Origin of the sequence: Winslowiella sp. 2C04, from assembly GCF_050037805.1 — a bacterium.
Taxonomy (GTDB): domain Bacteria; phylum Pseudomonadota; class Gammaproteobacteria; order Enterobacterales; family Enterobacteriaceae; genus Erwinia; species Erwinia toletana_A.
Map to the genome: position 1 here is coordinate 814533 of NZ_CP188300.1, position 13591 is coordinate 828123.

Annotated in this window: 4 protein-coding genes; 2 read left to right on the forward strand and 2 right to left on the reverse strand. The window is 49.5% G+C overall.

The annotated features are described in order from the left end of the window. Positions 1-19: 19 nt before the first annotated feature. Positions 20-1021, reverse strand: coding sequence for an HTH-type transcriptional regulator GalR (gene galR, locus ACP3TC_RS03520; RefSeq protein ID WP_313853526.1), 1002 nt, complete (start codon positions 1019-1021; stop codon positions 20-22). Between the two features lie 220 nt (positions 1022-1241). Here galR and ACP3TC_RS03525 point away from each other — a divergent pair, with 220 nt between their 5' ends. Together ACP3TC_RS03525 and ACP3TC_RS03530 are read left to right on the forward strand one after the other, a co-directional pair. Next, positions 1242-3521, forward strand: a complete 2280-nt coding sequence (locus ACP3TC_RS03525) for a molybdopterin-dependent oxidoreductase (protein WP_313853525.1) — start codon at positions 1242-1244, stop codon at positions 3519-3521. A gap of 277 nt (positions 3522-3798) precedes the next feature. Next, positions 3799-5514 carry a penicillin-binding transpeptidase domain-containing protein gene (locus tag ACP3TC_RS03530; RefSeq protein WP_313853524.1) on the forward strand — a complete coding sequence of 572 codons (1716 nt, stop codon included), beginning with the start codon at positions 3799-3801 and terminating at the stop codon, positions 5512-5514. 110 nt (positions 5515-5624) lie between these two features. Here ACP3TC_RS03530 and ACP3TC_RS03535 read toward each other — a convergent pair whose 3' ends face one another. Next, complete coding sequence (locus ACP3TC_RS03535; RefSeq protein WP_426817531.1) at positions 5625-13403, reverse strand: hypothetical protein; 7779 nt, start codon at positions 13401-13403, stop codon at positions 5625-5627. Positions 13404-13591: the final 188 nt, after the last annotated feature.

Genomic DNA, 13591 nt, shown 5'->3' on the forward strand with positions numbered 1-13591 from the left:
GCAATCGCTGCCCGCTGAATTATCCCGGCGTGCCGACGGAATGACGGCGTACCAGCGTCGGGCTAAACATATTGGTCACTTCCGGCAGGGGCGCGTTATTGGCCAGCGCCAGCGCCAGTTCAGCCGCCTGCTGAGCCATGGTAACAATCGGGTAGCGTATTGTCGTCAGACGCGGGCGAACGTAGCGCGACACCAGTACGTCATCGAAGCCAATCAGTGAAATCTCTTCGGGAATGCGGATACTGTTATCGCTTAACACCGCCAGTGCGCCAGCAGCCATCGAATCGTTGTAGCAGGCGACGGCAGTAAAGTTTTTACCGCGTCCAAGCAGTTCGGTCATTGCCTGCTCGCCACCCAGTTCGTCCGGTTCACCAAACGCGACCAAACGATCGTTTTCCGGCAGATTATGTTCGCGCAGCGCATCGTAATAGCCTTGCAGGCGATCTTCCGCATCAGAAATGGCATGGGTTGAGCAGATAAACGCGATATTTTTATGGCCTTGCTGAATTAAATGGCGGGTCGCCAGCCAGGCGCCATAGCGATCGTCCAGCGCAACACAGCGATTTTCGAAGCCAGGCAGCAGGCGATTGACCAGCACCATACCGGGCACCTGCTTCATCAGGCCGATCAGTTCGTCGTCGGGCACTTTCTTGGCGTGGACCACCAGCGCCGCGCAGCGATGACGCATCAGTTGCTCAATCGCCTGGCGCTCTTTTTGCTCATTATGGTAACCGTTACCAATCAGCAAAAAGTTGCCGGTTTGCCAGGCCACTTCATCGACAGCTTTTACCATTGCACCGAAAAAAGGATCGGAAACGTCGCCAACCACCAGACCAATGGTTTCAGTCGATTGCTGCGCCAGCGCGCGCGCATTGGCATTCGGATGGTATTGCAGTTGCTCCATGGCGCGGGTGACCGCCAGCCGGGAGCTTTCACTGGCCTTCGGTGATTTATTAATCACACGTGATACGGTGGCGACGGAAACGCCGGCCATTTTTGCAACATCCTTTATGGTAGCCATCTGTTTACCTGATCCTGGGAAAGCGTTTACACATAAATTCAGTGTTGCGGAAAACGCGCCCTTGTTCAAGCTGAGAGAATGCCAGGGGTGTCGCAAAGCGGGAGGAAATATCAGGCATCACCCGATCAATTGCCCGGATGCGGATCGGCAGATTGCCGCTGACGGCAGTCTAAAAAATGCTATGCTGGCGACAGAATTTTAGCTGCCTGCCGGACAACTTATGACAATTAAAAAAGTGCCACACCTCGCCCACTGGGGCGCATTTACCGCTGTAACTCAAAACGGCAAGCTGACCGGCTGTGAGCCTTTTTTTGCCGATAGCGATCCGTCGCCGATGCTGAACACCATTCCGGAACTGGTCTACTCCGATAAACGTATCCGTAAACCCATGGTGCGTCGCTCCTGGTTAACGTCACGAGAGAACAGCGACCGAACGCTGCGTGGCCGTGAAGGCTTCGTTGAAGTGGACTGGGAAACCGCGCTGGATCTGGTGGCTGAGGAAAATCGCCGGGTGCGCGATCGCTACGGTGCTTCAGGCATTTTCAACGGATCTTACGGCTGGTCATCGGCTGGTCGCGTGAACCATGCGCGTACTTTAGTGCGCCGTTTTTACTTTAACGGTGGCGGTGGCGTCGATCAGCAAGGTAACTACAGCTGGGGCGCCGCGCAATTTTTCCTGCCGTATGTCATCGGTACTTACATGCCGCTGACCGGGCGCGTCACCGACTGGCCGAGTGTAGTCGAGCACTGCCAGCTGTTTGTTGCCTTTGGTGGGCTGGCGCTGAAAAATGCTCAGGTGGCCTCGGGTGGTGCCGGACAACACAGCCTTAAACCCGCGTTACAGCAGCTGGCAGCGAAGGGCACGCGGGTGATTAATATCAGCCCAATGCGTGATGACTGCCCGGAATTCGTTAATGCCGAATGGATCCCGATTCGGCCAAATACTGATGTGGCGCTGATGCTGGCGCTGGGTTACGAGATTGAACGGCTTGGCGCGGTGGATAATGCTTTCCTGCAAAGTCACTGTGTCGGATACACCGAGCTGCGCGCTTATCTGACCGGTGAAAGCGACGGTGTGGCTAAAACGCCACAGTGGGCCAGTGAGATTACCGGCGTGCCAGCGGCGCGCATTGCCCAGCTGGCGCAGCAGCTGATTGGCGTGCGCAGTTTTATCACCTGTTCCTATTCCGTTCAGCGCGCGCATCGCGGCGAGCAGCCTTACTGGATGATGATTGCCTTATCCTCGATGCTTGGCCAGCCTGGATTGCCGGGCGGCGGTTTCTCCTTCGGGCATGGTTCGATGAACAGCGTGGGTAATCCGCGTGTCGAAGCGCCCGCACCATTAATGTCGACCGGACCGAATCCGTCCGGGCTTTCCATTCCGGTGGCGCGCATCAGCGATATGCTACTTAATCCTGGCCAGCCCTACAGTTTCCAGGGGGAAACCCACCACTATCCTGATATTCATCTGGTGCACTGGGCGGGCGGTAACCCGTTCCACCATCATCAGCAGCTTAACCGGTTGGTAGAGGGCTGGCAGCGCCCGGATACGGTTATCGTACAGGACATTGTCTGGACGCCAGCGGCGCAGATGGCCGATATCGTGCTGCCGGTCACCACCACGCTGGAGCGTAATGATATCGGTGGCTCATCGCGTGACCGCTATGTATTAGCCATGCATCAGGCAATTAAACCGCAGCACCAGGCACGTAATGATTTTGATATTTTTGCCGATATCGCCGATCGTCTTGGCTACCGCGAGCAGTTCACCGAAAACCGCAACGAAATGCAGTGGATAGAGCATCTTTATCAGCAGTGTGCGCTGGCACATGCCAATAAAGGCGTGTACTGGCCGGAATTTGGTGAGTTTTGGCAGCGCGGTTTTGTCGAAATCCCACAGGGCGACAAACCGTATATCTTTATGGAAGATTTCCGTAATGATCCACAGGCTAACCCGATTAAAACTCACAGCGGCAAAATTGAGCTATTTTGCAAAACCATCGCCGATTATCAACTGGATGATTTTGCTGGTCACCCGCAATGGCAGCCGCCGAAAGAGTGGCTTGGGGCCGAACTTAGTCGGAATTATCCGTTACATATGATCTCGATCCAGCCGGGCGATCGTCTGCACAGCCAGCTTGATGGTACCGCCAGCGTCCAGGCGAATAAAACTGCCGGCCATGAAACCTTGTGGATGCATCCGCAGGACGCGGTGGCGCGCGGCATTAATGATGGCGAAGCGATAAACGTCAGCAACAGCCGTGGCGTTATGCTGGCCGGCGTCCGGCTCACTGATGGCGTCACTCAGGGGGTGGTACTGATTTCAACCGGTGCATGGTTTGATCCTGGCTTTGGCAAAGCCAACTGGCAGCCGTATGACCGCGCCGGTAATCCCAATGTATTAACCCTGGATATCGGTACCTCGTCGTTAACCCAGGGACCGAACGCCATGAGCTGTCTGGTTGAGGTGAAAAGCGCCGTCAGTAGCAAAACCGCCTAACAATCTAATGGCTGGTTACACTTTGCGGATAACTGTTGCGAATCAGTGATGGCGGCCCATCAGTGGGACTTGCTAGATTTTAAGTCCCAGAGGTATTGATGGGTGAACATCAAAAAGTTTTTGTATTTTGCTTGATTACACCAACCTGCGCAGATGCGCAGGTTTTTTTTGCCCGAAAAACGGCAATCACGAAATGAAACACAGTTTTTCTGTTATCTGCCCAGACTCTTCTTTATAACCTTCAGTTAGTTATCATCTAAAAATCTGCCAAAGCCATATGCCGCGACTAAAAAAAATATTGGGTAAAGACCAGATTAAAGCACCGTTCAATCCCTTCCGGTTTCGCCTGATCTGTCTCGGCGTGCTGGGTTGCATGGCGGTACTGCTGGCCAGAGTGGCCGATCTGCAACTGATTAACCACCCAATGCTGGAGCATCAGGCCGATCAGCGCTCGTTACGCACCGTTACGCTGCCGACTAACCGCGGCACGCTGCTGGATCGTAACGGTGAGGCGTTGGCATTAAGCGTGCCTTCGCGCGATATCATTGCCGATCCCAAACGGGTGCTGGAAGCCCACCCTGATTTCACCAGTGAAAAATGGCAATATCTCGCCAATGCTTTGAATCAGCCGGTCGATCAAATCGCTCAGCAAATTAATGCCAATGCCAGTCGTCGCTTTCTTTATCTCGGGCGCAAAATCGAGCTGGGCATCGCGAAAGATATCTCTCAGCTGCATCTGAAAGGCATCAGCACGGTTTATGACGACAGCCGGTTTTATCCGATGAGTGAAGCCACCGCACCGTTACTGGGCATTGTCGGCACCGACAATAAAGGGCTTAACGGCCTGGAGCATGGCTACGACAAGTTGCTACAGGGCGAACCGGGACATGAGCAGTATCGCCAGGATGGTGAGGGTAATATTATCGCAATGATCGATTATCAGCCGCCCCAGCAACCGCCGACGCTGCAGCTGAGTATCGATAAGTTTGACCAGTACACCATGTATACCAAACTGCGTGACGGTGTGTTGCTGAACAAGGCCGATTCCGGAGCGGCAGTATTAATTAAAATCGATACGGGCGAAGTGCTGGGCATGGCGTCGTACCCCTCTTTTAATCCGAATAATTTTGCCGACGTTTCACCGGCACAGATGCGTAATTCGGCGATTAATGACAGTTTTGAACCGGGTTCTACCGTGAAGCCGCTGGTGGTGATGGAAGGGCTGGAGCGTAAACTGGTGCGCCCGGATTCGGTTATTGATACCACGCCTTACCGGGTCAATGGCCATTTAATCCGAGACGTTGGTCACTGGCCGCGTCTGACGATGACCGGTATTTTGCAGAAATCGAGTGATATTGGTGTCTCGCATATTGCGCTGGCGATGCCTGCACAGGTGTTGGTCAATACTTTCAGTAACTTTGGCCTCGGCAAACCGACCGGGCTGGGGCTGACCGGGGAGAGCGTCGGCTATTTCCCGCTGCATCGTCAGCGCTGGGCAGATATCGAACGTGCAACCTTCTCGTTTGGCTACGGCCTGCGGGTGACGCCATTACAGATCGCCCGCGAATACGCCACGCTCGGTTCATATGGTATCTATCGTCCGCTGTCGATCACCAAAGTGACTCCACCGGTTATCGGTACCCGGGTAGCCAATGCTGATACGGTTAAAGCTGTCATTCATATGATGGAAAGTGATGCATTGCCCGGTGGCAGCGGCGTGCGTGCGGCGGTGCCGGGTTACCGACTGGCGATCAAAACCGGTACTGCAGAAAAGATGGGGCCGGAAGGAAAATATGATGGTGGTTATATCAACTATACCGCCGGAGTCGCCCCTGCCAGCGATCCGCAGGTGGCGCTGGTGATTATGATTAACCATCCGACCGCTGGCGATCACTTCGGTGGTTCGGTGGCTGCGCCAGTCTTCGGCAATATTATTGGTCCGGTACTGAAACATATGAATGTGGCGCCGGATGCGCTGTATGGGCATGGCTAATCACACAGGGCTATGCAGTTTCCCGTACCAGTGATACTGATACGGGAAACTCAATTTAATGCAGGTCACGGCTTCTTCGGCGATGCAGAAGAGGCTTGTTATCCCTGCATTCAGGATACCGATGGTGTTCCAGGCATCTTATTCAGGTTCTTTACCGAGATCGCCGAGAACGTTTCTGCATCTTCTGGGTTCCACATTGCATATATCTTTATCGTCTGATTGGCAAAGAATTTATTATAGTTTGTCTTCCAGCTTTTTTCGTTAGAGATTGGTTCTCCTTTGAATTTATCACCGTACGCTGCTGTCGATAAATCAAATACCATACTCTCTCCATCTTTCTTGGCAGTGACAATAAAGTGAGGTTGCATCATTTTGTCGCCATTATCATTTTCTTTCCAGATGTAGACAGCACAATAGCCAATGTCTGTGTATTTTAATTTTTTAAGTTCAGCAGTAACTGATGCTATCAGTTCAAGAGACTTATCTTCTTTCGATTCCATTAAAGCATTGATCGTCGAATTCTTCTTCAAATCAAGAAGTAACGGAGTAAAGTCAAAATAGGTAGAGTCACCGGACTGTAAAACCTTCTCATTTGGCATCAGGTCAAAACTATTGCCTGTTCTTTGCTTACTGTGGCTGATTGCTTCATCGGCTGAATGAAAGTCACGGTAGGTAATGTATTTTCTTGTTAACAATGTATTGTATTTTGCAGCCCATTCTTTCTGAGAAAGGATTAAGGGCTCCTTAAATCCTTTACCCAAGGATTGATTAGAAAAGTCGAATACAAAATCCTTGTTGTTTTTTGTGGCAGTCACAACAAAGTGCGATTGTGGTTTTCCATGATTCTTAGACTTTTCATCCCACACATAGACGGTACGATAACGAATGTTATCAAAATTCTGTTTTGTTAACTCTTTACCTGTCGCGGCGATAATCCTGTCGGATCTATCTTTCAGGGTGTATGCATACAATCCAATTGAAAGATCGCTGTTCATGAGATTTTCCAACAATACTTCTGGCCGGGTTGAGAGTATAAGCTGGTAAGCAGACTCTGTATCCTCTGGTTTGGACATGTAGCCTTCTGCAATATTTTTATTTACAAAAAACGCTTTATACTGTTGCTGCCAGTCACTTTCATTAGATATTGCTTTGCCTTTAAAGCCTTCGCCGTATACCTTGGTCGATAAATCAAATACCAGAGTATTTCCAGCTTTACTGGCAGTGACAATATAATGGGGTTGTCCCATGTTTTGATTATCATCACTTTTATCCCAAACATACACCGCCCGATAGGCAATATTTTGATAATTTAAGCTGGCCAGTTCCTTAGTGAGAACCGGCATCAACTCCATGGATTTATCTTCTTTTGCATTTGTTAACTCATTGATTTCTGGCTTTTTAACTAGCTCAGTCATCAATAAATTAAAATCATATTCATCAGATGTCTTGGTTGTCAGCATTTTCTCACTGCCAATAATTTCAAAGCTACTACTTTCTCTTTTTCCAAGACTTTCTAACGCATCTTTTGGAAAGTTGAAATCACGATAGACAATGTATTTATCAGGCAGCATCTCGGAATATTTTTCACACCATTCTTTCTGTGAAAGTATCAACGGTTCTTTGAATCCATCACCTAACGCTCTGGTCGCAAGATCAAAAACAAAATCTTTGTTATTTTTAATCGCCGTCACAGCAAAATGTTGTGTTGGCTTTCCAGTTTCCATTGACTTTGCATCCCATAAATAGACGGCACGATAGCGGATGTTCATATATCCCTGTTTTTCAAGTTCTTTTCCAAGCGGTAATATAAGCTTTTTTTCAAGTACCGGCAGTAATGACTTATGCGTGTCCTGAATGCTTTTTAACATGTCCTCTATGGTTTTGTTGTTATTAGTTATCTTTTTTAATAACTGTTCGGGGCTGGTGTCTCGTTCGGTATAATAGGCTTCGTGTGCCGATGTTATTATATTTATGAGATGTGTTCCGGATTCAAGCCCTTCTGAAAAACGACCGGAAGAACGAGGTTTTACAATATTTATATCACTGGATTCATTGATGGATATCAGCTTGCTGTCAAATTCTTTAGCGTACCTGGCTGTCCACTCTTTTATAGGAAGGATAATCGGTCCAGTAAAGGTTGATTTTAATTTTCCGGCATCCATATCAAAAACATAATCCTCGCCATCTATCTCTCCTACAACGACATAATGACGCGTTGGGTTACTATCTGTAGTATTGTCCCAGATATCGATCGCACGATAATAAACATTATCAAATCCAATGTTACTGATCGCTCTTGCTACTAATGGCATTAATTCTTCAGATCGGTTATAGGGAATAATCATGTTGTATCGTATAACAGCATCCTGCCTGTACAGACTCCCCAACAACTTAACCACACCAATCTTTCCGTTTTCATCTTTAAAATGGTTGCCAACCTCCTGGTCAGGAATAAAAATATTTGAGCCAGTATGAAGTATGCCATCATTAGTTATCGCAGGATTGTTATACATTAATCTTGCAAGGTGGGCATTTGAAAAGCCCAGTTCTCTGGCAAGAGTAAGGATATCCGTTACTCCCTCAGCCTGATAAATAAAGCCATTTTCGTCTTTGACGATTTCTGCAATTTTCTCCTGCTGCACTTCATTCTGCGGCTTCTTTGGCTGGCTTTTAAGCCAGGCCTCGGTCTCAATTACGTGCTCTCCCGCTAGCTGCTCAGGTTTCTTAGAGGCTCTGTGCCGGTAGCTATCAACTGCCACCCGCACATCGTCAATGTCAAAATCGTTGTATATAACATGTCCGTTGCTGAAGGTATCCTGATATTTAGCCTGCCAGCTTGATGTCGGAAGGAGTATGGTGTCGCCAAGCCCGACATCGAATTTTCCAGCGCCGATATCAAATACATAGTCTTTGCCATATTTATTGCCAATAACAACATAATGGACTTTTGCTTCTTCTTCATTAGGCCTTCCAGTCCATATATACATGGCGCGGCACCGGACATTATCAAATCCCTGACGCTGTATATTTTCTGAAACATAGTCAATTAATTGTTTAGAAATAGGATAATTTAGCGTCAATAAATATCTGATATGATTTTCTTTTTTCCCTTGAACCTTCTCAAGTAACGTTCCATCCTGGATGGATTCTTCAAGTTTTTTTACATCATCCGGAGTCCAGGTTATTTCTCTGAGAATTTCATTTTTCTGTATGCCAATTTCTTCTACCGGAGTAAATGACATCACTTTTGCATGATTTCTTAACAGTGATTCGTACGGGATAAATATTTGATCCCCAGGTGATAAAACATCAAAATCTGCGATCTGTGGATTGGTATAAATCAGCAGAGCTAATTGTCTGGATGAAATTGAATATTTTTCGGTGATTGTGTGAATAGTTTCACCTTCTACAACCCGGTGGGTCGTTCCTCCTGGGATAGCTTTTGTATTAACTTCACTTGTTTTGGCTATTTGCTCATGGTCAGCGTTTGTTTTCAGTTCCGCTAATCTTGCTGCTGCCTCGGAACCGACTTCATTGGCCTTATGATACCCGGGTATGCCAAGCATCAACTCTTTCGCGGGATTGATTCCTTTTGCTGCAGACACCCAGTGAAGTTTAATATTGCCTTTTGCCAGTAGTTTTTTTGCCAGTTCAGGACCGATATTCATGCTGCCATCAACATACAGACTGGCAATAAGATTCGCGGGTATGGCTTCTCTGGCCGCATCCTTTGCTGCCAGATTATCGGCAAAATGTATCTTGGTTAAATCTTTCAGGTAGGTTAATAACGCCGACTTAGCTATTTGTACCATAACCGAGCCCACGGTGCCCAACGGCAGCGTTCCGGCCGCAATACCTGTAACGATATCTGTGCCGATATACAGAGCATCGATTACGAAGTCTATTAAATACTCCGTACTGGTAGTTATCAGAGCGTCACAGTCTTTATCTGCCTGGGCAATTTTTCTGTCCAGCATTTCCTGACCGAGACCGCCTTCCAACCTGCGAAACGCCAGGGCCGTGGGCGAAGCGAGGGTGGCGAATACACGCTCTCTCTCCTCGGGCTTACTATATTTATACCGTGCATTGGTGTTCATGTGATTTAACAACCAATCTTGCTGATCTTTATAGGGTATGCCCTTCGTACTCACATCGATTAGCTGATATGACCCCATAAAATCCCAGGCAAGTAATTGATCACCAACACGTAATGCAATACATTCTGACAACTGATTGTCATCATGGTCGCCTAGTGTTAATACGAAGGGTTTTATCTTTCCATCAATAAATTTTTGCAGTTCAGGCTTAAAGCTGGCCAGCTTTGCATCCTGTTGCAGATCCCTTGCTGATGTCTTGAATGAGGTTTCATACATTTTCCCCAGGCTGATGTTATAGTCACTTTTAATATTGCTTAAACGCTTTTTATAAGTCTTTTCAAACACGTCAGCCATTGAAGGGCCATAACTTTTAGCGTTAAGGTTGGCTCTTATTTTTTTTCCGGCAAATTTGGCATATCTGGGAATATCCATATACGGACTCACGTTGCCTATCAGTGCTTTCCTGAATGCTACACTGCTGCCTTCTGGCCACTCCGGGTACTTATCCCGATAATTAAAACTTCCGGTCAGTATATCCATCAAGTTGGCAGGATAGCCGCCTTCTGTATAGCGGTGTTGTCGCCAAAGCATAATGGAGTCAGGAGAGTCCAGACCACCACGCTGGTCTGCCGGGAAGCTATTAATAATATTCTGAATATGATCACGTGCCGCCTGCCGGATATTCAGATCGGTCATCCGCACAATGGCAGCATTGGTAAAATCCTTCAGGTCATCTTCTACTTTGTTTTTGATATCATTCATTACCACAGGATCATCAGTATCAATGTCATGCTGAATATCCGTGGTGTCAGCAGTTCTTTTCACCCTGCTTACTGTCTCAGTAGGTGTAAGCGATTGGACCTCAGCCGCTTGTCCTTTGAGGCTCTGCTCCTGAGCCGCCTGAATTTTCGCTTTCTCTGCTGCCAGCTGTTTCTTTAACCCAACCGTGAGGCGTTTTTGTTGCTCCTCAGGGTAGTTTGCGACCAGCCGATCAATTTCCTTGTTTTCCTCTGCCTGGCGTTTCTTCAGCACAGTGGCGATCTCTTCGCGCGCAAATTCCGGATAGTTCTCCAGCTCCGCGGCAATCTGCTTATCATCCGCGGCCTGTAATGTTCGCAGCTGATGCTCAAAATAGGCATCCGTCCCTTGTTCATAGCCTTCATAAAACGGCTTCGACCCGACGGCAAAGGTCCCACTGTCCACCAGATCTTTCATTAAATTATGAGCAAATTTATCCGGGCCATTACGATACAGGTCATAGCCGGTCAAGGCAGCATCTGCGACAAAGCGGTAAAGATGCGGCACCGCAAAGTCGACCAGCTTTTTCGTCAGTTGAATGGCGAAGCTCGCTGCCAGCGTCAGTTTCTCACTTTTCGGCTCCGCCTGCCCTGGCATCACCGCCTGTTTAAGATTGGATAATGCCAGCATATAAGCAACCGGCAGCATGGTCGCCTTTATCAGCCCCAGGCTCGGCAGAAAACTGCGGGGCAGGGTTGAGAGCAGCCGATCGGCGGCCCTGTCGACGCTGGCGTTTACCACTTTCCCTACCATGCCGCTGCGGCCTGCTCTTGAGAGAAAATCGGCAGCTCCTGGAATCTTCTCCATCACTTCTTCAAGAATTTTAGGCGTCAGCAGGGTGCCCGCTTCCGCATCGCTGGCTGCCTGATGCACTTTTGCCAGCATGATTTTCCCGTCCGGATCGTGCGTCTTGCTAAAGTGACCGGGTATTTCTTTATCGACGATCTCCGTGACCATTCTGTCGAACAGCCACGGCTTAAACTCAGGTACTGACTGCAATAAGGTTTGTTTCTGCTGCGCAAAAAACTGGCCGAGATGTAACGCGATGCGCGCGTCCTTTGAGAAGATATCCTGTGGCCTGCCGGTGGCGTTTAATACCGCGCTGCTCAGTTCCAGTACCGCATCCCGGGTGCGGTAATCTGCTTTTTTTCCGTCTGTTGCCGCATAGTTAAACGCCTCCCTGCTGGCCGACGCTGAACCGGGCGCGGTTTGCGTCATGTCCTGCACCGCCCGTTGCAGACGGTCGGCAGCTTTACGAAAATGGCTCTCTGCTTTGTCAATTTCCGTTTTAAACGTCACGAGTTTTTTCAGCTGCTTTTGGTGCTGCCCATACTGCTCAGCGGTCTGTGCTACCGTCGCCCTTAGCTCATCTGAGCAGCTGTCCACCTCGCCACGGGCCTCTGTCAGTGCGGCTGATGCCGCGTTAAACGTCCTCTGCGCCCGTTCCCGCTGCTGCACTTCACTGAGCACCTGCTTTTCCTTTCCGGAGGCTGCGCCGCCGGCCCGCGCTGCCGATGTCTCTACGGCAGCTGAAATGAGCGCCGCGCCTCCCGACACATCTCCCATCTCACCCAGCGTTGCTGCAATCGCATCCGATGGCCCGGAATGGGATGAACTTGACCTTACCAGCGTTTCCGCCGCCCCTAACAGCTTTTCGGCTGCATTCTGGTGCTTCTGCATGGCCACCTTTAGCGGATGGTAAGCCGCCCTCAACTGGGTATTGACCTTTTGTTCTGCCGCATCCGCACCCGATTGCTCATTCTGCAGCCGGGTGATTGGCGAGGTGTGGGCCTCACTGACCGCCTCCGCGACCTTTTTGAGCGCCTGGCTACCTTTATTAACCGTACTTTCAATGACCTTGAGTGTGTGCTTTGTTGCTGCCGACAGCGTCCTGACCTGGTTTGCGGTATTTCTCATTAGGTCCTGAAATAAAGCCGGTGTGTCATGCCAGGCTTTTTCCATTCCTTTCTCCAGCTTTTGCAGCGAGCCGGGAGAGGTCGCTTTCTTCACCAGGTAGAAGGCTTTTTTATCAAAATCTTCCAGTTTTTTTTCCATGCGCGATTGTCCCGCACGAAGCCGGTGCTCCATCGCCTTGAGATTTTCCCGAATCAGCTTCAGCTTTTTGTTAACCAGCGCGGTTTGTATTGTCATCGCCTTCGCTCCACCTTCCCCTTCAGAAAGGGGGAGAAGCTTGCCCAGCTCTTTGTCTAACACCTTTTCTGCCCGGTCTATCTCCTTCGCCGCGTCATACAGAGCTTCTGCCGTCCGGCCCCGCGTCTCGGGATCTTTTGCCGCCGCACTCTTAACCAGCTTGTCGTATTCACCCACGGTAAAAGCGGCTTTCGCCAGCGCATCAGTCTGGGCGCGCAGCGTCTTTTTTAAACTGGTCACATCTGCCTGCACGTCTTTGTCAGCCGAGGCGATCGCCAGCGTACCGCTTACTGCTTTTTGCAGTGCTTCAGCCACCGCCAGCAGCGGTACACTCCCGTCGTCAGCCGCAATTTTTTCCTTCAGCGACTGAATCAGTGAGCTGTCCAGCTCCAGGCTCATAATTTCGCTGTTATGCCCCTTGAGACGAAACTCATCCAGCATCGGGTAGGTGTGTTCGAGTTTTTCCGTCAGTAACTGGCGCAGCTGATCAAGTTGATACTGTGTCGGATGACTGCCGGAGGGCAGCAGTTTAGTCAAACCCGAGGCTGTCATACTGTCCGGTGCTGCCGGCGCTAACGGCAGGCCGGTTGCGGCCAGAATTTCTTTGATAAACGCGGGATCATTCAGCAGATCCTGCAGGAACATGATGACGTCTTTGCGCTCAGTCCACTCTTTCCCGGCGCCGAGTACCATGTGTCCCAGTTCTGCTCTGGCTTCAGGGCAGGCAGAAACGTCAACACCCTGACGCCCTCCGGTGGCGGTGTTAGTTTCACCTACCGTGGCGTCTGTGGTTTTTGTTGTTACCGGTAACATTTGGCGGCTAAGAGAATTATGGATAGACATCAGGTAAAGATCCTGTAAATGAAGTCAAAAAAAAATAATGTCGCTATGATCGTTAGCTGGCGCGTCAACTTCTTCTGTTTTTTACTGGATCTTTTTAGTTTTATAGCGAGAAGTTCCTCGCGCTGAAGTGTGGCTGGCAGAACAGAACGGGGGCACGCGAGGAGAAACATTTGTGCGGTTATATTTTA